The 23,062-nt window shown below is 67.3% G+C and carries 21 protein-coding genes; all 21 read left to right on the forward strand.

Features of this window, described 5'->3' with window-relative positions; all coding sequences use genetic code 11:
- The first annotated feature begins 76 nt into the window (after positions 1-76).
- The 21 genes from L5G28_RS07725 to L5G28_RS07825 all read left to right on the forward strand — a co-directional run bounded on the left by L5G28_RS07725 (position 77) and on the right by L5G28_RS07825 (position 23,016).
- A complete protein-coding gene (locus L5G28_RS07725; RefSeq protein WP_237001006.1) occupies positions 77-388 on the forward strand; it encodes a DUF1360 domain-containing protein in 312 nt (103 codons plus the stop codon).
- A complete protein-coding gene (locus L5G28_RS07730; protein WP_237001007.1) occupies positions 388-1,950 on the forward strand; it encodes a hypothetical protein in 1,563 nt (520 codons plus the stop codon). Before L5G28_RS07725 ends, L5G28_RS07730 begins: the two co-directional genes overlap by 1 nt.
- The gene (locus L5G28_RS07735; RefSeq protein ID WP_237001008.1) at positions 1,947-2,321 is read left to right on the forward strand and encodes a hypothetical protein; all 375 of its coding nucleotides are present in this window, start codon (positions 1,947-1,949) and stop codon (positions 2,319-2,321) included. Before L5G28_RS07730 ends, L5G28_RS07735 begins: the two co-directional genes overlap by 4 nt.
- The gene (locus L5G28_RS07740) at positions 2,302-4,245 is read left to right on the forward strand and encodes a phage minor head protein (RefSeq protein ID WP_237001009.1); all 1,944 of its coding nucleotides are present in this window, start codon (positions 2,302-2,304) and stop codon (positions 4,243-4,245) included. The genes L5G28_RS07735 and L5G28_RS07740 overlap by 20 nt, the downstream gene beginning before the upstream one ends.
- A 395-nt stretch (positions 4,246-4,640) precedes the next feature.
- A complete protein-coding gene (locus L5G28_RS07745; RefSeq protein ID WP_237001010.1) occupies positions 4,641-6,752 on the forward strand; it encodes a hypothetical protein in 2,112 nt (703 codons plus the stop codon).
- 20 nt (positions 6,753-6,772) lie between these two features.
- Positions 6,773-7,792 (forward strand): hypothetical protein, encoded by a 1,020-nt coding sequence (locus L5G28_RS07750; RefSeq protein WP_237001011.1) that lies wholly within the window; start codon positions 6,773-6,775, stop codon positions 7,790-7,792.
- A complete protein-coding gene (locus L5G28_RS07755) occupies positions 7,789-7,983 on the forward strand; it encodes a hypothetical protein (RefSeq protein ID WP_237001012.1) in 195 nt (64 codons plus the stop codon). Before L5G28_RS07750 ends, L5G28_RS07755 begins: the two co-directional genes overlap by 4 nt.
- Complete coding sequence (locus L5G28_RS07760; protein WP_237001013.1) at positions 7,983-8,138, forward strand: hypothetical protein; 156 nt, start codon at positions 7,983-7,985, stop codon at positions 8,136-8,138. The genes L5G28_RS07755 and L5G28_RS07760 overlap by 1 nt, the downstream gene beginning before the upstream one ends.
- A gap of 83 nt (positions 8,139-8,221) precedes the next feature.
- Positions 8,222-10,033, forward strand: a complete 1,812-nt coding sequence (locus L5G28_RS07765) for a major capsid protein (RefSeq protein ID WP_237001014.1) — start codon at positions 8,222-8,224, stop codon at positions 10,031-10,033.
- A gap of 87 nt (positions 10,034-10,120) precedes the next feature.
- Positions 10,121-11,014: a hypothetical protein gene (locus tag L5G28_RS07770; RefSeq protein WP_237001015.1), complete on the forward strand. Its 894-nt coding sequence runs from the start codon at positions 10,121-10,123 to the stop codon at positions 11,012-11,014.
- A 2-nt stretch (positions 11,015-11,016) separates the two neighbouring features.
- On the forward strand, positions 11,017-11,370 hold the full coding sequence (locus tag L5G28_RS07775; protein WP_237001016.1) for a hypothetical protein: 354 nt from the start codon (positions 11,017-11,019) through the stop codon (positions 11,368-11,370).
- An 81-nt stretch (positions 11,371-11,451) separates the two neighbouring features.
- The gene (locus L5G28_RS07780) at positions 11,452-12,162 is read left to right on the forward strand and encodes a hypothetical protein (protein WP_237001017.1); all 711 of its coding nucleotides are present in this window, start codon (positions 11,452-11,454) and stop codon (positions 12,160-12,162) included.
- A gap of 128 nt (positions 12,163-12,290) precedes the next feature.
- Positions 12,291-13,058 (forward strand): hypothetical protein, encoded by a 768-nt coding sequence (locus L5G28_RS07785; RefSeq protein ID WP_237001018.1) that lies wholly within the window; start codon positions 12,291-12,293, stop codon positions 13,056-13,058.
- Between the two features lies 1 nt (position 13,059).
- Positions 13,060-13,569, forward strand: coding sequence for a hypothetical protein (locus L5G28_RS07790; protein ID WP_237001019.1), 510 nt, complete (start codon positions 13,060-13,062; stop codon positions 13,567-13,569).
- A gap of 77 nt (positions 13,570-13,646) precedes the next feature.
- On the forward strand, positions 13,647-13,796 hold the full coding sequence (locus L5G28_RS07795; protein ID WP_237001020.1) for a hypothetical protein: 150 nt from the start codon (positions 13,647-13,649) through the stop codon (positions 13,794-13,796).
- Entirely contained in the window at positions 13,783-14,223 is a 441-nt protein-coding gene (locus tag L5G28_RS07800) for an HK97 gp10 family phage protein (RefSeq protein ID WP_237001021.1), read from the forward strand. Before L5G28_RS07795 ends, L5G28_RS07800 begins: the two co-directional genes overlap by 14 nt.
- 21 nt (positions 14,224-14,244) lie before the next feature.
- The gene (locus L5G28_RS07805) at positions 14,245-14,823 is read left to right on the forward strand and encodes a hypothetical protein (RefSeq protein WP_237001022.1); all 579 of its coding nucleotides are present in this window, start codon (positions 14,245-14,247) and stop codon (positions 14,821-14,823) included.
- Positions 14,824-14,931: 108 nt separating this feature from the next.
- Complete coding sequence (locus tag L5G28_RS07810; protein ID WP_237001023.1) at positions 14,932-15,372, forward strand: hypothetical protein; 441 nt, start codon at positions 14,932-14,934, stop codon at positions 15,370-15,372.
- Between the two features lie 99 nt (positions 15,373-15,471).
- Entirely contained in the window at positions 15,472-20,301 is a 4,830-nt protein-coding gene (locus L5G28_RS07815) for a phage tail family protein (RefSeq protein WP_237001024.1), read from the forward strand.
- On the forward strand, positions 20,298-21,245 hold the full coding sequence (locus tag L5G28_RS07820) for a hypothetical protein (protein ID WP_237001025.1): 948 nt from the start codon (positions 20,298-20,300) through the stop codon (positions 21,243-21,245). The genes L5G28_RS07815 and L5G28_RS07820 overlap by 4 nt, the downstream gene beginning before the upstream one ends.
- Position 21,246: 1 nt before the next feature.
- On the forward strand, positions 21,247-23,016 hold the full coding sequence (locus tag L5G28_RS07825; protein ID WP_237001026.1) for a Gp37-like protein: 1,770 nt from the start codon (positions 21,247-21,249) through the stop codon (positions 23,014-23,016).
- Positions 23,017-23,062 lie beyond the last annotated feature (46 nt).

Raw genomic sequence — 23,062 nt, forward strand, 5'->3', positions numbered from 1 at the left:
GCCTGATGCGGGAGCGGGATACTCAGGGGAAGGCTGGTTACGATGACACCGTCACCTAGTCTCGGAGGTTGCCGCGGTGTCCACTCTCGCAACGTTGCTCACTGTCGGGTTCATCATCCGGCTCACTCGTCTGCTGGTCGCTGACCAGATCACCTACAAGCTCCGCGCACGCATCGTCGTCAAGCTCGGACCAGATAACCCGATCGCGTACCTAGTGACGTGCTCGTGGTGTCTGTCCGTCTGGACCGGTGCGGGCGTGGGGCTTGCTGCATTTTGGTGGGGGGATACCCGCTGGTGGTTCGTGATGACGCTCGCCGGTACCGCGTCTCTGCTGACCGGGTGGGCCGCGAACTGGCTCGACCCCGCAGACCACGAGGACGGTGAGTGATGCGCGCCCCCGACTCGAACCTGCCCGCCTACCTACCGAAGAAGCCGTCGATGTTGCGGCGGCTCCGCGCACCCGAAGGCGCGCAGATAGCGCACTTCACCGCGGACAACCCGCAGGACACCAGCCGCAGACCGCGCGCTATCACGGCGTCGGCGCAGGTTCTCGCGAGCAAGAAGGTGAAACGCGACGTCCGCCGCCCGGCTACGCAGGACTGGCAGCAGGACGCGTGGAAACTCCGCGACGAGATAGGCGAACTCCGGTTCATCGGCGACCGGCAGGCCCGCGCCTGCAGTCAGGTCCGGTTGTTCGTCGGCGAGAAGACTGCCGTCGACGGCGAACCCGAACCAGTGAAGGACGGCCGCCCGGCAGAGTTGTCGTCGGCGCTGTTCTCGAACCATGCGGCGGTCGAGCAGTCACTGAAGCGCGCCGCGCAGCACATCATCTTCAATGGCGAGTCGATCATCCTCGTCACCGAAGGGCAGCGCGGTCTCGAATGGGCGACCCACTCGCCGCAGGAACTCACCGGCAGCTCCGGTAAGTGGAAACTCAACGACGGCATGACCCCCCGCGACATAGACGAGGACAACGAACGCGTGATCCGCGCGTGGACTCCGCACCCGGAGAAGGGTGCACTCGCTGACGCCCCGGTCCGGGCGGTGCTCCCGGCCGCGCGTGAACTCCGCGCACTGACGATGTACGTGTCGTCGCAGGTTGATTCGCGGCTTGCTGGTGCGGGTCTGCTGCTGCTGCCGCAGGGTATCGAGTCGATGCACTCGCAGGCCGACAGCGGCGACGACGCCGACGAGGAGTACACGTTCGCCGACGAGCTGACCGAGTACTTCATCGAGCCGATCAAGAACCGCGACAGCGCGGCCGCGGTGGTGCCGTTCATGGCGACGGTGCCGCCGGACCTGATCGACAAGATCCAACACATCACGTTCGACTCTCCGCTCGACGCGCAGGCCCCCGCGCTCCGCGACGAAGCGATCCGCCGTATCGGTCTCGGCATGGACTCCGACCCGTCGGTCCTGTTGGGGCAGGCGTCGTCGAACCATTGGTCGGCGTGGCAGATCGACGAGAACGAAGTCCAGTACGGGGTGATCCCGACCGTCGCGACTATCTGCCACGCGCTCACTGTCGGGCTGCTGCAGCCGCTCCTCGAATCGGAGGACATCGCGGACGCGTCGAAGTACGTCGTCTGGTACGACGCGACTCCGCTGCAGGTCCGCCCGGACCGGTCGAAGGACTCGCAGGCCCTCTACGACAAGAAGGCGATCAGCCTCGAAGTGTTGCGTCGCGAGAACGGATTCAACGACGGCGACGCACCCGCCGCCGACGAGTCCGAACGTGACCGCCTGTGGCAACTGCTGCAGATACGCCCGGACCTGTCCGAGCAGATTCTCCCGAAGCTCGGTATCGACCTCGGCACACCGGGGGTAGCGGAGGGTGAGGCCCCGGCCGCGGACGCTCCGGCCGCCGACACCGCCGTGGTGCTGCCCGGCTCGGAGGGTGTCGCGGCGGAGGCAGAAAACGGGCCGCCCACGAACGAAGGCCCCCAATGACCGCCGCCACCGACGACGTGTTGCTCGCGTGTGACCTCGCTGTCCGCATGACGTTGGAGGCGGCCGGGCGGTCGATCCGTAACAAGCGGGGCCGCGCCTCGCGCGGCGCGTACCGGGGCGTCGCCGACTCGGACCTGTATCTCGTGCTGACACCGGCACCGGCCGCGCACGAAGTCGACCAGTTCGAGACGTCGTTCTCGCGGTGGTGGGGGTTGCCGTCGGTGCTCGACGAGGCCGCGATCCCGCATATCCAGCTCATCATGCGCGCCTGCCACGAGTACGTTCGGCAGCTTGTGCTCGCGCAGGCCCCGCACGACGTCGCCGCGCTGCGCGCATATCTGGACCAAGTCGATGCCGTCGCTGTCGGCTGAACTCCTCCGCGAAGCTGCCGACCGCAAACTCGCGGTCGTCGAGGCGGCGGTCGAGGCCGCGGTGCTGCGCGCGATGCGCGACTGGCTGCAGGCTGTCGGCTACCTCGTGATCCGCGAAGTGATGGACCAGCGGGGGATCACCGCGGCCGGATATCCGACGTCCCCGGATGCTGCTGTCGATGCCGCGACCGCCGCCTACAACGATTGGCGGCGCAGCGTCGACAACAACGTGCTGCCCGCGGTGTCGATCGCGTTCGGTGAAGGGTTCCAGCAGGTGCGCCGCGCGAACCGCGGCACCGGGTCGTTCGCGGCGCAGCAGGAACACATGGAGCGTGTCGCCGACAGGCTCCGCATCTGGCCCGAGGGTGCGTTCGAGAAGCTACGGCCGGAGCTGGTTGAAGCGCTCGCCGAAGCGGAAACCATCGAGCAGGTGAAGGACCGTGTCGGCCGCGTCTTAGAAATTGATTCCGACTCTCGTGAGACGAAGGCCCGCATCAACGAGGTGGAGGCGCAGCTCGCCGACCCGACCGTCGAGGGCGACGACCGCCGCGAACTCCGCGCGCTCCGCCGACAGTTGTGGGACGAGCACGACGCCGAACTGTCGGACTGGGAGTGGAAGGCGCGGCGTATCGCCCGCACGGAGGCGCATGGGGCGGTGAACGCCGGGCAGATAGCGTCGGCCCGGCAGATCGAAGCCGACACCGGCGAGACTTGGTACAAGCGGTGGCTCGCTACCGACGACCCCCGCACCCGCGTGACGCATCGTGTCGCCGACGGGCAGCTCGTGCCGATCAGCGGCAAGTTTCGGGTGGGCGGGTTCCTGTTGGACTTCCCCGGCGATCCGATTGTTGTCGCGCCGCATGAGGTCATCAACTGCAGGTGCACGATGCTGGTTCACGACCCGGACGCGGTGCAGGACGAGCTACAGGGGCCGGACGCGTCGAACGGTGCTGTGGAGCCGGGCGGTGTCCGGTTGGGTACCGACGACCCCGACGAGGCAGCACGCGTGATCGTCGAGACCGCGGAGGCCGAACACCGCGAACTGCCGCCCGATGTGGAGGCGCGCGGCGAACACCACGGACAGGCCCCACCGCCGGACACCGCGGACGTCGCGCTGACGGACGAACGCGACGCCCCGGTGTACCGGGAGCCGGAAGCCGCCGACATAGACCTGAGAGGATATACAGACGATGAGCTGCTGAAGATGATGGTCGATACCGCCGACGACCTCGACGGCCGGTACGAAGCCGCCCGCGACGAGTACGACCGGCGGACGCTACTACCCGACGACCGCGAAGAACCGCGCGACACCGGGCCGGATGCCGTAGGGGATGATTCGTACATCGACGACGACATTCTTGGCGGCCCTGACGACGCGGACGCCGACGAGCTAACCCAGTACCTAGACGAGCTGAACGCGGACTTCGTCGTGTCCCGCGCGGAGCAGTCCGCGGTGTACCGCTGGCAGGGTATGGACCGGTTCTACCAGCGTGTGCAGGCACTCGAACGCGAAGACGGACCCGACGACGACGAAGCCGACGATGTCCGCGACCTCCTCGATGACCTGATCGCACGTAACCCGCTGCCGCGGCCGGTGCTGGTGTGGCGCGGAGTCCGCAACCTAGAGGCGATGTTCGGCGACGCCGCCCGTAACCTCGCCTCGCTTATCGGTGAATCGATCCCGCTAGCGGGGTTCACCGCTGCCAGCACGTCGCCCGAGGTCGCTACGTCCTTCACGATCCCCGGCAAGCTGAAGGGGCTTCTCCGCGTCGCTGTCCGCGCGGGAATGGGGCACCTGTGGGTGGCGGGGGCCGGGGACCCCGCGCTCGCTGAGCAACGTGAGTTATTGCTCCGCGCATCGGAGATAGTTATCCTTGGTGTAACCGACGGGGCTGTGCCCGTGATCGACGTGGAAGTGAGGTGACCCCGGTGTTGAGCAATGAACGACTCTGGGACGACTCGGTATTCGTTCCGCGTGGCACGCCGCGCCCCGCTCCGCAGAGCTTAGGTCAGCTTATGGCGAACCTCCGGCTCACTACGGCCGACGACGCATCACGCCGGGCCGGTATACGCCGCTGGCTCGCCGCGAACACCCCGTCGGACAGGCTGATTCGCAGCATCCGCCGCCGCGGGTATGGCGACCTCCTGGCGACGCACGCAGCGTAACCCCACAGCTAGTACCGAGACCGGACCGCACCCGATGCAGTCCGGTCTCGTGCTGCAGGTACACAACGGTCGGGCGTGCGTGGTGGATACTGGTCGTCAGTAGTCGACTGGCGGTAGGGGCCGGGCTGTCTCAACCTTTCGGGAGCAGCCGCTATGAAGACCCTGCAAGCCCTAACCGCCGCCGGTGTCCGATTCACCACCGGTGACTTCTCCGATCCGAAGCTCGACCGGCCGACCGCGCTCACCGTCACCGCCGACGGCCGCGTGTTCGGGCACCTCGCTAGCTGGGGTACGTGCCATATCGGGCACACCGGCCAATGCGTGACGCCGCCGTCGTCCGAGCGCGCCTACCAGTATTTCCACCAGGGTGTCGTCTCGACGCCGGAGGGCGATCTACCGGTCGGGAAGATCACCCTTGGTACCGGCCACGCTGCGCTCGGCGAGTCCGCGACGACCGCCGCCGCCCACTACGACAACACCGGGTCGACGGTTGCTGTCGCGCGCGCAGGCGAGGACGAACACGGCATCTGGCTCGCGGGCCGTATCGTGCCCGGCACCCCGCCCGAACGCATCGACGAGTTGCGGCGATCCGGGGTATCCGGCGACTGGCGCGGTATCGACGGCAGCATGGAGCTGGTGGCGGCGCTCGCGGTGAATGTGCCGGGGTTCCCGGTGCCGCGAACCGAGCAGCTAGTCGCCGCGGGCGGGGTGCAGACCCTTGTCGCGGCTGGGGTGGTTGCTCCGCCGTCGATGCCGTCGACGCAGGACGAGTTCGACGCGATGGTGTCGGCGCTCGTCGACGGCCGTGTCGCCGCTGCTATGTCGGGTCGGGAGCGGCTGCAGCGTGCCCGGTCGTCGATGGAGTCGCTGGTCGCGTCGGCGAACGCTGACCGGCGGGCGGCCGCGGTCGACGAGATGGAGCGTGTCGCGGCTGCGCGTGCAGGCGAGTCGATGGACCTGACGGCCGCGGTGCCCGGACACATGCCGGGACAGTTGCACCGGTACTGGACGAAGGGGGCCGGGCTGGCGCGGTGGGCGGAGTCCCCGCACCCGTACACGTCGCTGGTGCACGCACTGAAGCGCGAGATTAAGGGCAAGCCCGACTCCGCGATTAAGGGTCTCGCGGCGAACCTGTTCAAGTCGGTGTTCGGTATCTGGCCGGGCGAACGCAAGGGCGACAACCCTGTCGGGCCGGGTAGTGGCGCGGTGGTGGCGGCGGGTCGTCGTGTCCGGTCGAAGTCGGGTGCGGACCGGTATGGGGTCGGTGTCGGCGACTTGATCCCGAAGGCGATCCTCGACGCGCAAAAGAACGCCGGGAAGGCCGCAGCGAAGGCAGGCGAGGACGTCGCCGACCTGATCGACCCCGACCGCAAGAAGGACGACGGAAAGAAGGACGACGGTAAGGGTGGCGACGCCCCGAAGAAGGACGCACCCAAGCCCGACGACGGCAAGGACGCCGACAAGCCCAAGGACGTCGACAAGCCCGACGCGGAGAAGGACGGCGGTAAGGACGTCGGTGGGCTGAAGCTGCCGCCCGCCCCGAAGAAGGACGCTAAGCCGAAGGCGGAGAAGAACGACGAGCACGGTCCCGCGGAGACCGTCGGCGACGGCGACCCCGCGAAGCCGAAGCCGCCGGCCAAGCCGGAGGCCGACAAGAAGCCCGAGCCGCCCTCCGAACCGAAGGAACCCGTCGAGCCGGAGGCTCCGGTGCCTCCGGCGATCCCCGACGATGCGCCGCCGCCCCGTAAGAGCGGTGAGGGCCGATTGGAGGAGGACCAGGCCCCTGACAGTGGTGCGCTCGGCGGCGAGCTGTCGGCCGTCAAGGACGGGACCGCCTACTACGACGACGGCAGCTACACCGACGGCATGACGTGGCAGATCGGCGACGGGCCGGGCGCAATGCCACCGCCGGAGGACACGGCGACCATCGACGAGACTGATCCGGCCGCCAACCCGGAGGGCATGGCCGACCTTGGTGAAGGCACGACCGTCGGGCAAGCGATCGAGTCGAACGTGCCGCCGCGTAAGGACGTCGGCGCGGGCACCGATCACCCGATGGAGGAGGACGAGGCACCCGACACCGGAGCAAACGGCGGGCAGCTCGTCGACTTCTCCGGGGGGATCGCACGCTACGACGACGGCACCGAAACCGACGGCGCGGTCTGGCGGCAGTCGACACCCGACGGCGCGCTCGCCGCGTCCGGGTACGTCCGCATGAAGGCCCGCCTGTTCGGTGGTGGTCGCCCTTTCCGCCGCGCGCGCTGACCGCCGCCGCGGTCCGTCGTGTGCGGACCGCGGCCGGTGCAGCGCGCTACAAGCAACCCGTCGGGTCGATCATCGTCAGCCGCGGGAACAAGTCGGTGAACCTGTCGAACATGGACGACGACCACATCGCGGAACTGTTGGGCGACACGATCGCACACGATAAGAACCCGCAGGTGTACGAGGCGGCAATGTCCGAGTGGATGCGCCGCAAGCCGGAGCCGGTCGAACCCCCGCACCCCGACCCTTGGGACGACGGGCCGGACCCGACCGAGTCGGACAGGCTGTTCGTACTCGCGGCCGAACGTGACGCCGCGCTCGAACGGCTCGACGGCAACGCGCACGACAACGACGGCGACTTCCAAGACGACCTCGACCGGTGGCAGGTCTACTCGGCGATCATCGACCACGAGGAGAAGCTGGCAGCGACCAACAAGAAGGCCGCGGACGCGGCCGACGGCGAGATGGTCGAGCACACCGACAAGGACGGCACCGCGGAGCTGAACGTGTCCGCGGCGCAGCGCAAACAGTGGGCGGTCATGGAGCAGGCCGAGAAGCTGTCCAATGAGGAGGGCATCACCTACGAAGAAGCCCTCGGACGGGTGCAGGGACTCGAACCCGAGCAGGTCCGGCGGCGCGAGGCCGTGCGCCGCGGCACCGAACTCGGCTACCGGTCGACGTCTTTCAAGGGTCTCGTTGACGAGGCACACATGGAGTACCGCACCGAGATGGAGCTGAAGATGGAGGAGGCCACGAGGGGGCACTACATCGATGCGAAGCACACGCACGACGACAAGTTCTGGGAGAAGTGGAACAAGGAGAGCAAGTCGCTGTTCTCGATGACCGATAACGAGGCGCGTACGTACCTGTCGCCGGAGGCGAAACTGTTCCTCGACGACGTCGGTGGCCGTGTCTCAAAGACGGACCTCGTCGGCATGATCGAGGACGGTACACTGTCCGAGAACTTCGAACCTGAGTCGATCCAGGTGGCATTCAGCCAGTGGCGCGGCCGCCACCGTAGCCAAGGGGATTACCTTCAATGACCGAGAACGTCACGCGGGAGCAGTACCAGGAGGCGTACCAAGGTGGCCTCACGTCGGAGCTGTCGGCGAGGAGTCCCTACACGTCGGGGATTCTCGCCGCCGCGTGGCGGTCCGGCCGTCGGAAGAACCTCTCCGACCGGCACGCGGGCATCGAGCAGCGCGTGAAGGCCGCCGCGCAGGAGGTCCGGTAATGGGCGGGTGCAACTGCAGTAACGGCCGCCGGATCATCGTGCACGAGGTCCACAACGGCAGCAAGGTGAAGCGGTATCTCACCGAGGCCGAGGCCCGCAAGGAGGTCGCCCGAAACGGCGGTCGCTACGCGCAGATAGCCCAGGTTGCTAAGTGATCGCAACCTATGCCTGTATTCTGGCGATCGATAGCTGACTGGCGGTAGGGGCCGGGCTGGGACGAACCAGCTAGGAGCCTATCGTGAAGCTCGATCTGCAGGCCATTCTCGACGCCGCACATAACGCCGGTGCATCCGCTGAGGACCGCATCGCGGCGATCAAGTCGGCTATCACCGAAGCCAACCCCGAACGCGCCGAGGTCGACACGCTCGTCTCGGACGCTGTCGGTAAGTTCAACGAACTCAACGAGTCCGACCCCACGGACGCCGATTCGATTCACGGTCTCGAACTGTTGACGGCTATCGCTGTCACCGCTCGCGACGTGCAGGGCGAGATGGACGCCGAGGTCGAGCGGGTGCGCTCGCAGCGCGACGAACTCGCTGCCAAGGTCAACGGCACCGAGGAGGCCCCGGCCGAGACTCCCGAGGGCGAGGCCCCCGCGGAGGCTGAGGCCACCACCGAGGAGGCCCCCGCAGCTACCGACGGCGGAGACGCTGCCGGTGCCGAGGTTGTCGCCGAGGCTGAGGCGGCCGTCGCCGACGCTGCTACTCCGGTCACCGCGGCGGGTGCCCCGTCGCGCCGGTTCGTGCTCCGCAACGTGCCGCAGCACAAGTCGCCCGCAGCGAAGGACAGCACCGGTGTCGCGATCACCGCGGCGGCCGACGTCCGCGGCTTCGCTACCGGCCAGGACCTCGAAGGCATGGACGGGCTGGTCGCGGCTGCGCTCGCCCGCGTGGAGGCGATGCCCCGCGGCCTCGAAGGCGCATACGTGAAGGCCGGTGTCGCTCAGCTCCGCGCGGAGTGGCCCGACAGCCTGGTCGCTTCGGCCAAGCGTGCCGACGCTCAGATCGAGTTCGCGGCGTCGGAGTCGCGCCTGAAGGGTGGTTCGCTGACCGCGTCCGGCGGTTGGTGCGCCCCGTCGGAGCGCATGTACGAGCTGACTCCGATGCTCGCCGACCCGAACGCGGGCATCCTGTCGATGCCGGAGATTGCGGTGAAGCGCGGCGGCATCGAGACCGCCGGAGGCGTCGACTTCCGCACCGTGTGGGCCGGTAACGCTGGCCTGATCCGCACCGAGGCCAACGAGGAGGCCGACCCGTACGTCGAGAAGGCTCTCTACCGGCCGGAGTGCCCGGAGTTCAAGGAGACCCGCGCGGACGTCATCTACTCCGGTCTGCAGGTCGGGTTCCTGCAGGACAACGCGTACCCCGAGGTCACCAAGCAGACCCTCGAAGGGCTGCTCGCTGTGCACGCGCACCGCGTGAACGCATCGTCCATCTCGCGGATTGTCGCGCTGTCGGACGAGGTCGACCTCACGACCACGATCGGCCCGTCGGCTACCTCGTCGACGCTGAACGGTCTCGGTCTGGTCGCGACAGACTACCGGTACGGGTTCCGTGCGTCGCCGACGCTCACCCTCGAAGCTGTCGCTCCGATGTGGCTGAAGGAGGTCATCCGCGCCGACCTGTCGCTGCGCGCCGGTGACGGTCAGTACGTGCAGGTCAACGACGCCCAGATCGACGGCTACTTCGCTGCTCGCGGCGTCAAGGTGTCGTGGGTCTACGACTGGCAGGACGCGTTCACCACGAACCCGGCGACCGGGTTCGGTGGCGAGACCCCGCTGACCGGGTTCCCGGACGAGGTCAACGTCCTCGTGTACGCGGCGGGCACGTTCGTGCGTGGCCGTGGCGACGTCGTCAACCTCGACACCGTCTACGACTCGCAGGGCATCAAGAACAACGATTTCCTGTCGATGTTCATGGAGGAGAAGCTGCTCGTTCACAAGCGCGCCCACAAGGCCCTGAACGTGACCATCCCGGTCGCGGTCAACGGCACGACCGGCACCGGCCTCGCGCTGGATCACAACGGTCTGGTCGCTGCCAGCGGCGAGTAGTCCAGTGACGCCGGGGCGGGCAGCGCAGGCAATGCGCCCGCCGCCCGCCCCGGTTCCCACCGCCCCCACTCGACACGAGGACAACTCATGGCTGTAGTCGCCCCTCCGCTCCTGGTCCCGACACCGACTCTGACACCGCCGCGGTTCGGGCTGCTGTCGGTCGCTGAGATTGTCGACGACCCCGATCTGCACTGGCAGAACGGAACTGAACATCTCCCGAACCCGACCCCGTCGGGTTCGACGTCTGGCGTCGATTGCGACCCGGACCCCCTGACCCCTACCGCCGACACGATGGACACCGTTGTTGATGGGTCGCTGCGCGTGTGGGCGAACTTCACGCTGCCGCACGCGGCGTTCTCCGCCGACGAAGTGCATGAGCGGGCGCGTCTCGCGCTGTCGGTGAGTGAAAGCAATTCCGTCGAGTCGGCGATCTGGTCGTCGTCGACGTCGCCGCTTATGTCGGACGACACCGTGACCCCGGCCGGGACGTCGGCGGTGCCGATGCTTGCCGGTCTCGGCGCGCTCGAACGGTGGCTGTGGGACAACTACGGCGGCACCGGTGTGCTGCATGTGCCGCGGCAGCTCGTGCCGTTCCTCGTCGCCGATCGTCAGGTAGCGGAGAAGAACGGCCGCCTGGTTACCCCGCTGGGTACGGCGGTGTCGGCGGGCGCGTACCCGGCGACCGGTCCGGCTGGGGCGGCCGCTCCGGCGGGGCAGGCGTGGATCGTCGCGTCGGGCACGGTCCGGGTTCGGCGGTCGCCGGTCCGGGTGCCGGGCGCGAACGGCTCCGCCTACTTCGACTACTCGACGAACACCGCGCTCGGTCACGCCGAACGCGTCTACGTCGTCGGGTGGGAAGGCGTGCAGGCGGCCGCGCTGGTTGGCCTCGCGGGCGAGGGCACCCCGATCGACCCGAACACAGGGTTCCCCGGAGTCCAGTCCTATCCGGGACTGAACGTGTACCCCGAACAAGGAGCATGACAATGGCACTGAACGACTGGCAGGACGGCACAGAGGGCGGCACCCCGTTGTCCGCGGAGCGGCTGAACGAGCGCGACGCCGCGATCGAGTCGGCCGCGTCGACGGCGACGTGGGGCAGCGTGGCGAACAAGCCGAGCACCTTCGCGCCGAAGATCGGCACCGGCGCAACCGATGCGGCCGCCGGTAACCACACCCATACCGCGGCCGACGTTGGTGCCGCTCCGGCATCGCACACGCACACCGTGGCGCAGGTGTCCGGGCTGCAGGCTGCTCTCGACGGCAAGGCGTCGACGTCGGTGACTGCCGACCTCGAAACGCGCCTGGCTGCTCTGGAAGCGGCCGCGGGCGGCGCGTAACACGCTCCGCAGCAACACAACTGAACAACTTGGTCGACTGGCGGTAGGGGCCGGGCCGGTATCAAACCCTGAGAGGTAGTCATGCCGAACTCGACCTGGCCGTCCATCCACGCGAAGAAGATGCGCCTGACCAAGCTCGACGGCTGTGGTCAGCCGATCACCACCGCCGGTAACAAGTCCATGCTCGTCACGAAGGGCATCGTGAAGGTGTCGCTCACCGCCGAATACGAAGACGGCGAAGACACCGTCAAGAAGGACGGCAACGGCGACATTTGTGTCCAGCACAAGGACCCCGATCAGCTCAAGTACATGGCACCGGAGATTGAGTTCTGTGGTGTCGACCCGGAGGCGTGGGCGATGATCACCGGGCAGGACGTGGTCACCGATGGTGCCGCGAATGCTGTCGGTATCGCGCTCGGTTCGCAGCCGATCGAAGCGAACTTCGCGCTGGAACTGTGGACCGACGTACCCGGTGCCGCGTGTGGCGCGTCCGGGTTCCAGCCGTTTGGGTACTGGCTGATCCCGTTCATCGGGTCGGGCCGTTTGGGCGACGTCGAGCTGTCGGTGTCGGCGGCGGAGTTCACGCTGTCGGCGCAGACTAAGCCGGGCAACGGTTGGGCGTCGGGTCCGTACAACGTGGTCCGTGACGAGACCGACGTCGCGGTGCCGCTGCTGACCGGTCTGAAGTCGTCTCACCACATCTGGTTCCAGCAGACGACTGTCGCTCCGCCGGAGCCGACGGACGGCGCGGTCGAGCTGACCGCCGGTGAGACGGACCCGGAAAACCCCTAGAGGCCCCGCGGCCGGGTACTGACGTGTACCCGGCCGCGGACCTGTACCCCGGCGAATAGCGCGTCGGCGGGGCAGGATCGGGCCGACAACAGACGCGCACACACCAGCAACGAAGGCGGGCAGCGGACGTGGGATTCTGTGGATGGGCGGTCACTATTCCGGCCGATCTGGCGGACGAGTGGCAGGCGGCACCGGCCGAGCTACGCGAGCGCGCGCAGCAGGCGGCGGGCCGCATCCTGTGGACGTTGACCGGGCAGGTGTTCGGTACGTGCCCGGAGACGGTTCGGCCGTGTTTTCAGCCGCAGGACCACACGACGTACCGCGGTGCTGGTGCCGTGTTTTGGCCGGGTCTCCTAACAGGTGACCCGGCCGCGTCGGGTCCGTGTGGCTGTTCGGAGGGCTGCAGCGAGGTCGGTTACGACCGGGTCGCGTTGCCGGGGCCGATTGCGTCGATCACGGAGGTCGTTGTCGACGGCGAGGTTGTCGCCCCGGCCGACTATCGGATCGAGAATCACCGGTGGCTGCATCGGGTCGACGGCGGCCGCTGGCCGACCCATCAGGACTTGCACGCGCCGGACGACGGGCCGGGCGCGTTCACTATCCGCTACGAGCGGGGCCTGCCGATCCCGGCCGACGGGCTGTACGCGGGCGGCCGCCTCGCGGTGGAGTTGCTGCGCGGTCTGTCTGGCGGGGTGTGTGCGCTGCCGTCGGGTGCGACGTCGGTGTCGCGGCAGGGCATCACGGTCGAGCTAGCGGATATGCGCGAGTGGTTCACGAACGGCGTGACGGGTGTGGAGTCGGTCGACTTGTGGATTATGAGCGTGAACCCGTTCAAGTCGAAGCGGCCCGGACGGGTGACGTCGCCGGACTCGCCCCGCTACGTGCGGAGCCGCTGAGATGGAGTGCTCACCGTACCGGCTGGCTGCGATGCTGGCGGCCGCGTTGGAGGCGAACCTACGCGATACCCGCGGCGGCGTCCCGGATCGGTTGGCGGTCTATCCGCACGTCGATCCGGCGATCGAGTTCTGCCCGGACGGTATGGCGTGGGTGGGTATTGGGTCGATCCGTCCGGCGGCGGGCGGCGGCCGCGGGTCGGCGTGCGCTATCTCGTGGGACGTGGAGATGGTGGTCGGTGTGGCGCGCTGCTACCCGACGGAGGAGAACAACGGCGCTCCGGCGTTGGCGGCGGTCGATTCGGCGTCCCGCGACATTCTCGACGACGCGGAGGCGATGCGCCGCGCGGTCCGGGATGCGTTCGAGGATGAGGAGCCGCTGGTGTCGGGGTGGCAGCCGGTGCCGCCGCGTGGCGGGGTGCATGGCTCGAAGCTGACCGTGTCGGTGCGGGTCGGCATGGGCGACTACACGGAGCCGCGCTCACCGATGATGCCCGGCGATCCCCGCGCATAGGACACAACGACAGCGACCCGCCCCCAGTGAGGTTACGGTCAAACTGCAACCTGACCCTCGCTGGTATCGTCACGACCATGAGTGAGGTCACCGTTCGCGCTGTTCAGCCCGTTCTCGGGCTGTACGCCGACGCCGTCGTCACCGTCGAACGAACACTCCTCATCGACCGGCACATCACCGCCGGGCACCTGATCGTCGAACAGGGGGCCACCGATGGGACACGTTGAACTCCACCGCGCGGCCCTGCAGCGCGGCACACAACGAGCCGCGTACAGGTGGGCGCACCGCATCGGCACGCGCACCGTCAACGAAGCGAAACGCCGCGCGCCCGTCGACGAGGGCACCCTCCGCGCATCGATCGACTACGTCGCCACCGTCGAGAACGGCAGCGCGAAGGTCGTCATCGGGTCGCCGCTGCCCTACGCCGAATACCTACACACGGGAACCGGCATCTACGGGCCGAAGGGCACACCGATCGTGCCGGTCACGCGGAAGGCCCTGAAGTTCAAGTGGGACGGCGGAGGCGTGAACACCCGCAGCAAAGACAAGCGCGGGTTCGTGTTCGCGAAGTCCGTCAAGGGCATCAAGCCGAACCCGTTCCTCGCCGACGCGCTCGAAGCCGTGATCGGTGCCGTCCGACGCCGAACCCGATAGACCCCAACCAGGAGATGAAGAATGGCAACCAGCAAGACCCCCGCGAAGAAGGCCGCCCCGCGCCGCGCACCGGCAAAGAAGGCGCTCGCGCCTGTCGCGGAGCCGGACGTCGACCTCGACTTCGACGACGCCCCGAACCCTGTCGCCGACCAGGTGAACGACTACCGGCCGTCGCCGAACCCGAAGCTCGCCGACCAGGTGCCGGAAGAGCTGCAGTTCTCGACCGACTCCGGCGAGTCGCGTGAGCCGGAGAAGGTACTCATCAGCCTGAACGGCCGCCCTCACTACCTGTACGAGCCGTCGCGCGCGATGCTGCTGCTGCTCGGGTCGGCGCTGGTGTCGACGGAGACGTCCCTCGAAGACCGTATTCGCACCATGATGAACATCATCGACAAGTGTCTCGACTCCGATGGTGTGCGCGTCGTCCGCGCGGCGATCATGAACTCGGACAACTCGTTCGACGAGGGGCTGCTGTCGACCCTGATGGAGACGATCTTCAACCGGTGGGCACCGACAATGGCCGACGAACTCAACACCGACACCGCCGCCGCGAAGCCCGCGCAGAACCGCGCAGCACTTCGCGCGTCTGCGCGCAGGTAGTTGGGTCTCGGTCCGCCGTGGGGCCGTGCCGCTAGCTGGTGGTCGTTGGACGGATACCCGATGCGGGTGCACGCTCCGGCGACCACCAGTTTCGTTTCGGTCCTCACGATGAAAGACGAGTACGGGCCTGGTTTGTGGGTCGCGTACGAGTGCACCGCGCCCGCGGACCGGTGGCGCATTGCGGAGCGCGCCTACAGCGGCACCCCGCTCGACGTGTTCGATCATGCGGCGGACGTCATCGTCGAGAGGCTGACGGGCTGGCACCGGTGGGAGGCGGAGTTCGTGTGGCGGGCGGCGCTGGGTGCGTGGCCGGAGGTCGACGGGGACCTCCTCGGGCGGGGCGTCGACGTGTCGCTGCTGCCGCCTGCCCGCGCAACGAACACCGTGTACGCGTGGTTACGGGGGCAGCTCTCGCAGGACGATAAGGCGTGGAAGAAGTTTCAGAAGGATATGAGGCACGAGCCGCGCCGCGTGGTCCTCCGCGAAGCCGAGAAGCCTATGCCCGCCGACGACCAGGCAGAACTCCAACGGTTGATCGCGTCGCAGTAGCGCAGAGGATCGGGCGCGACCCGATACCCTGGTGATCGAGATTCTAAGTGTGCGCTGACTGGCGGTAGGGGCCGGGTGCTGTGGCTGGGAGGCCGTGGCATGACCGAGCCTTGGGCGTCAGCGCACGTCGATGTTGAACTCGACTGGTCCAACCTCGACGAACAACTGATTCGGCGGCTGACGCGCGCCTCGGATATTGCGCAGCGTGCAGCGTCTCGGAACTTCGGCAAGCTGGCGGGTAACGCGCGCCGCTCGTTCGATCAGGTCGGCGACCACTACGACACCGCGATGAAGCGGATGGAGCGGCGCACCATGACGGGCGTCGCGGCGATCAACCGCACCCTCGCCCGTATCCAGCAGAACACGATAGCGACGATCGACGTGCAGATGCGCGGCGCGGAGGTCGCCGACGTGCGTGCGCTGTCGTCGGCTATCAACCGGCTGCAGCGGTCGCAGGGCAATATTCGTGTGCAGATCGACGTCTCGGTGTCGGGTATTGCGGAGGTGCGGGAGCTGTCGGCGGCGCTGCGCGCGCTGCCGCGGCGGCAGACTGTCGACGTCGACGTCGACGTAGATCGGCGGGCGTCGTCGCGGGTGGAGAGCTTGCACCGCGGTCTGGGGAAGTTGGGCGGCGGGTTCGCGCGGTTCGCTAAGTCGGGGCTGTCGGCTGTCGGGACGATCGGCAAGTTCGCGGGTATCGCGGGCGCGGCTGTGGTTGCTGTCGGGTCGCTGGTGCCGGTGATTGGTGCGCTCGGGGCGGGGCTGGTTGCGTTGGGCGGGGCGGCGGGCACGGTTGCGGTCGGCGGACTGTTCGCGGTCGTCGCGGCCGGTGCCGCACTGAAGACCGCGTTCTCGGGTGTTGGTGATGCGCTATCGAACGCGTTCGACCCGGAGAACGCCGAGAAGTTCGAAGAAGCCGTCGCCAAGCTCACCCCGGCGGCTCAGTCGGCGGTCCGGTCTATGCAGGGCCTCGGCAAGACGTACGCCGACATAGTGAAGAAGCCAGTCCAGGAGGCGATGTTCGCCGGTCTCGCACCGAAGATCGCGGCGCTGCAGCGGTTCATGATCCCGTTGCGGGATTCTCTCGTCGACGTAGCCGGGGGCTTCAACGACGCCGCGAACGGTGTCCTGCGAATGATCAGCACCACGCAGGGCACGTCGATGGTGAACTCTCTGCTCGCTGATTCGGGGAAACTCGCGGGCGACTTCGGTAATGCGCTCGTCGCGCTGGTTCCGGGGTTCCTGTCGATTGGCTCGGCGGCTACGTCGGTTCTCGCTCCGATGTCAACTGGCATCGGAGCTATGGCAGGCAAGTGGTCCGAGACCATGCTGCAGATGCAGCAGACCGGCGAACTGCAGGCGAAGATGAAGGGGTTGCTCGACACGGCGAAGCAGATCGGTGCGGCGCTGGGGCAGCTTGGCGGGATCATTGGCGGGGTGTTCGCGGCGGCGAAGGCTGCCGGGGACGGTAACCCGTTCGGCAACATCATGAACTCGCTGACGCAGATCAACGAGTGGGTGAACGGGCCGGGGCAGCAGGCGCTCACGTCGTTCTTCTCGTCGATCGGTCAGGCCGTCGGCGCGATTATGCCGGTGTTCCTGCAGGTTGCGGGGATCATCGGCGGGCAGGTCGCACCCATGATCGCGGACCTCATCACCGCTATCGGGCCGACGCTGGGAACAATCGTCGAACAGATCGGTCTAGCGTTTGCGGCGCTGCAGCCCGCTATTGGGCCGCTCGGGGATGCGCTCGCGCAGATCGGCACCGCGCTCGCTCCGGTGCTGCCGATCCTCGGGGAACTCATCGCGAAGTTCGTCGAGGTCGCGGGGCCGGTACTGGGGTCATTGGTGGAGGCTCTGGCCCCGGTTGTGTCGGCGATCGGCGAGGGGCTAGCTGCCGCGTTCGAGGCACTGAAACCCGCTATCGGACCGATCGGCCAGGTATTCCAGGCCCTCTCGCCGGTACTAACGCAGATTGCATCGGTGCTCGCAGACGTTCTGGTGGCTGCGATCCAGGCGATCGTCCCGATCATTCCGCCGATAGCCGAGGGCTTCTCGCAGGTGATGGCGGCCCTGCAGCCGTTGCTCCCGGTGATTGGTGATGCGCTCATCCAGATCATTACGGCGCTCGCGCCGATGCTGCAGCAGATGGCTACGGCGTGGCTGCAGATCGTCACCGCGCTGACTCCGCTGATCCCGCCGCTGATCCAGATTGTGTCGGCGCTGCTGCCGCCGCTCATCCAGTTGGTCACGGCACTGCTGCCGATCATCACGATGGGCGCGCAGGTGTTCGCGATGCTCGTCACGGCGATCATGCCGGTGGTGCTCATCATCGTGCGGGTGGTGGCGGCGTTCGCGCAGCTCCTCGGCATGATTATTGGTTTCGTCGCGCAGGCGCTCGCGCTCATCATCGGCTGGGTGACGGGCATCATCACTGGGTTCGTCAACATGGTGACGACCGTCGTGTCGACGGTGTCCGGTTGGGTGTCGAGCGTGATCGGGTTCTTCACCGATCTTGTCGCGCGCGGCTGGCAAGCGGTGCAGGACTTGTGGAACAAGGTGTCGAACGGGTTCTCGAACGGTGTGACGACGGCGGTCAACTTCGTGAAGGAGCTGCCGGGCAAGGTCAAGAACATCTTCTCCGATGCCGGGTCGTGGCTGATCGACATGGGTAAGAAGATTATCGAGGGCCTGATCAACGGCATTAAGTCGATGGGCGGCATGATCGGCGACGCGATCAAGTCGATAGTCCCGGACCCCATCGAACGGTTCGTCCCGTTCTTGTCGGTGGGCGGCTGGGTGCCGAAGTTCGCGTCGGGTGGCGCGATTCCGGCGCTCGCCGCGGGCGGCTCCGCGGGCGCTGTGAGCAAGGCGTCGACGCCGATCAAGCCGGGCGGCTACATCGTGAACGCGGGCGCGACCAAGCAGAACAAGAAGCTGCTGTCGCGCGTCGCGCCGAAGGGCCGTGTCCTGTCCGGTCCGGGCACCGGCACGTCCGATTCGATCGCGGGCAAGTGGGGCGGCAAGACGGTCGCGGCGGTATCGCGCGGCGAATACTACGTGCCGCCGGAGCAGGCTGCCGGGATCATGCCGATGCTCGTCGCGATGAACTCCGGCAAGCGGCTCGGGCAGATGCTCGCGTTGGCCGGGGGCGGCCCGGTGTCGGCGGACAAGCTCGTGCAGTTTGCGAAGGGCGTCGAGGGCAAGCCTTATGTGTGGGGCGGCACCAACTGGGGAGATTGCTCGGGGGCGGTTTCGGCGATCGCAAACTTTGCGACCGGCGCTGATCCGTTCGCGTCGCGGTTCGCTACCGGTTCGGAAGCGGAGGAGCTGAAGAAGCGCGGGTTCAAGTCGGGGCTGGGTCCGGCGGGGTCGCTGAACATTGGTTGGTTCAATGGCGGCCCGTACGGCGGCCACACCGCCGCAACCCTGCCGAACGGCACGAACTTCGAGATGGGCGGCAACCGCGGCGACGGACAGTACGGCGGGCAGGCTGCAGGCGCGAACGACCCGCAGTTCTCGGATCACGCGCACCTGCCGCCGGACTTCTTTGGCGGTCTGGATGCGGGCGCACCTACCGCGGGTAGTGCAGGTGGCCTCGGCGCTACCGGCGGCACTGGTGGCGGCTCGACCCCGATCGGTTCGGGTATCTCGTCGGGTGGCGGGTCGGCGTCGTGGGGCAACTCGGGCGGCGGGTCGGCGGCGAACTCCGCCAAGGAGGCGAAAGCATCCGGGCTGACTCCGGTGTGGGTGGAGAACTGGCCCGCGTCGATTGGTGGCGGTAGCGGCGGCTCGCTGGCGACCGGCACCGACACGACCGGCGGGCTGGGTACTACCCCGGCAGCCGCGGCCCCGGCGAAGGACTTGAAGAAGGGCGCGACCAAGGAGGAGATGGTCGCGGAGGTCGTTCGGGTCGGCAAAGAGAAGAACATGAGCGACAAAGACATCGAATCTGCTGTCGCTGTGATGCTCGCCGAGTCGGACGGCAAGAACTACGCGAACAGCAACGTCGCCGGGTCGGAGGCTCGGCCACATGATGCTGTCGGCTCGGACGGTAAGAGCCTCGGCGTGATGCAGCAGCAGTCGGGGATGGGTTGGGGCAGCGATGACCAACTGATGGACCCGACGTATGCGATCGGCAAGTACTACGACACGTTGAAGGACGTCGACGGCCGTGAGGGTATGTCGGTGGCGGCGCGGTCGCAGGCGGTGCAGCGGTCGGCGTTCGCTGACGGCTCGAACTACGCGGCGAAGCAAGCGGAGGCCGAGCGGCTGATCGCGAAGGCGAACACGGTGCCGGTCACTCCGGCCGGGAATGTGCCGGTCGAGGTGACCGGTGGGCTGAACACCGGCGACACCGCGACGACGCCGTCGCTGGCGACCCCGGACACCACCACGACAACCACCCCGGACACCACAACGGCACCGGATGCGACCGCGACGCCGGACGCTACAACGACCCCGGAGAAGACGGAGGTCGAGGTGACTGTCGGCGGGTCGGCGCTGTCGGCGCAGGCGGGCGGCTACGCGAACACTGCCGCCGCGACTGGTCTCGATGCGTGGATCAAGGATCACCCCGGACTGCTGGGCGACTTCGACAACGAGAACGCGAAGACGTCTCTCGGGTCGCGGCTGGGTGGTGTCGCCGATAAGGCGGTGGCGGGGCAGGCGTCGTCGGCGCTGGGGATTCTCGGACTCGACGTGCAGCCGCCGTTCCTCGATGCGATCGGCACCTACATGGCCGACAACAAGGACGAGGGCACCGGCGACACCGCGACGAAGAAGGACCTCGTCGACCTGACGCGTGATCTGGTGTCGGCCGGGTTCGGAAAGACGGTCATCAACAACTACGGCGACGCCAACGCTGAAGAACTCGCACGCAAGCTCGACGGCAATCGTCGACGGAAAGCACGGAGGTACGGCAAGTGACCGGATGCGGACCAGGCGGGTCGACGTCGAACATCAGGATCATCGGGTGCGACGACGGCGAAGTGCACCCTATCCACGGCGAGGACGCCGGGACGACTGGGGCCACGCTGAAGCTCGGCGGGCTGGAAGACCTGTACGAAGCACCGATCAGGACGGTGGAGCGGACACCGGTCCGCATGGACGGCGCGATTCTCCGCTCGGTGAAGACCGCGGTGATGGAGCCGGTCATCACGGTGATCGTGAAGGGCGACCAGGTCAACGAGTTCGGGCAGGTCGACGGTGCGCTCCGCGAAGCGTTCAGTTTCGAGCTGGACCCGTACTACCCGGATAGCACGCTCGCGCGCATCGAGTGGGAGACCGGGGATTCGACGCGCTGGCTGGAAGTCGTGCTCGCGGAGGGCAGCTCGTACGAGACGGAGAAGGTGCCCCACTCAGACGGTGAGTGGGAGTGGGAGATTCACCTGAAAGCCTATGTGCCGTTCTGGCAGGAGGACGACGAGGTGACGAGCGTCGAGTTCACGCAAGCGGAGTCCGGCACGACGAAGCCGATCACGGTGTCGAATCCGACGGGCGTCGATATGGCGCACAAGTGGTCGGGGACGGTGGCGACGTGGAAACTCCCGGACAACTCGTGGGAGGGGCGGAGCTGGGACCGTAAGCCGGGCGGCCTGTGGCCTACCCGGACGGTCCCCTACCCGGACCTGACAGCCGATAACGGTGGCCTGATCGTCGATATGGACCCGATGCAGTTACCTGTCCGCGACGCATACGACACCAACCTGATCGGCGCGATGCCGGTTCAGGGCGACTTCCCGAAGTATCTGATCCCGCGGTTCACGCAGGAGCAGACCCTCGACGTGACCGCGACGAACGTGCCCGCGGCCGGGGCCGCCATGACACTACGACAACCGCGCCGGTTCCGTAAGCCGTGGGGGAGGGTCTGATATGGGCGCGTTCCTGACGGCCGAAGCAAAGGCGGTCCTTGGGGTGCGGGCGCAGCGCGCACACGAGGCGATGGACGGCGTCGATTCGCAGTCGTTGCTCGACCAGTGCGAGTCGATCTGGAAGGCGTCGCAGGGCACGGTCCGCGACGAGTCCGCGGTCCGCCGCGAGTCGCCTGTCATGCGGCTGTGGGACGCGGAGTGGCATCTGCAGCACGTCGCGAACAATCCGCTCAGCTACGAGTTCGAGTGGATCGAGTTGGACTCGGGCACCGGCGAACTAGTTGTGCTCGCGGAGGACCCTGTCGGGCAGTGGTTGTTGGACTTCGAGGGCCGCGACCTCCGCGGCGAAGGCGCAGCTCCGCACATCACGGCGGACTATGTCGGCGCGCGGTGGGGCGGCCGCATGGAAGACGTATCGATAGAGGAGACGTCGACCGGCGATCAGATCGTCACGGCGACGTTCATGCACGACTACGAGAACCTGAAGTGGATCGAGTGCTTCCCTAACCCGTTCCTCCCGGCTATCACACAGTTTCCGCGGGCGTGGATGCTGCTGGGGCCGGTCAACTGGTGCGCGCTCACCACCTTGTTCTGCAACCTGATGCGCGACGAGACTCCGCTGACGATCCCCGACGATCCGCTCGACCTCGACGAGTGGACCGGAGGGTTCAACCTGTCGAACTGGCAGATCGTGGTGAACCCGGTGTCGTTCATTGCGGCGATGCAGTCGGGCGTCCTGTGGGGAATGCCGATCATCCGCATGAAGTACTGGCACGATGCGTTCGCGGCGATGCTCGCCGACGCGGAACTGTCGGTGCAGTGTGACCGCTGGCTCGAAGGCGATGACGAGCCGTGGCCGGGCGCGAACCTCCGCAACGGCACGCTTGTGGTGTCGATCGTGGACAAGAGCGGCCGCTACAACTCGGGCACGTCGGAGTTCGGCAACCTGTTCGGCGGACTCGAATCGACGATCGCGGAGTTCTCCGAGGACTTCCTCGACACGTCGCTCGCGCTGCTGACCGAGACCCCGGTCCCGAACGAGTACATGCAGATCGGCGTCAAGAGCACCAACAAGACGATGCCGTACGTGATCCTCCGGCCGGGCGTGACGCCGGGCGTCGAGTCGGCGAAGTTCATCTTCACGCCGGAGAAGGTGCCGAAGATCATCACCGGGGGTAAGTCAGCTCCGGGCGTGAACGAGGGTATCGGCGCGCTGATTCAGGCGATCGGTGACGTCGTCGGCGATAACATCTCGTTCCAGGGGTACGGCGTCGGATCGATTGGCGGCGCGATAGATACGCTGCTGCGCCCCCTGTACACCGACACGATAATGGCGTGGACCGATACGAAGTCGTTCCCGCGGGCGCAGAAGCTCGGCTGGTCGAGGTATGTCGAGTTCTTCCAGGACGGCGCGGACCAGGCGTACACGCTCAACAGCCTGATGGTGATTCGTACCGGGTTGTGGGCGACACGGCGGTGGTCCTCGCACGAGGTCAAGCTGATCGACTCGTGTCCGTGGATGCTTGGCGACAACGGCATCGGTCACATGTGGGTGGGGGATCGTGTCGGCACGACGAAGCCGCGCGACGACTCCGGCCGTGTGTGGGTCGACCGCATCAAGAAGGTCGTTCTGTCCGCGGACGAGACGACGTTCCACCCTGACTGGACGATCACTGTCGGCGAGGATGCGAAGAACCGTGATCCGTTCGAGGATGCGCTCGACCGTATCCGCTCGGTGACGTCGGGCCTGCATGACGTCGGGTTGGTGTGACCGTGCCGACTAGGATGCGAAGGGACTGCTACCAAGTTCGAGGGGT

This window comes from Gordonia liuliyuniae (genome assembly GCF_021739025.1).
Taxonomy (GTDB): Bacteria; Actinomycetota; Actinomycetes; order Mycobacteriales; family Mycobacteriaceae; genus Gordonia; species Gordonia liuliyuniae.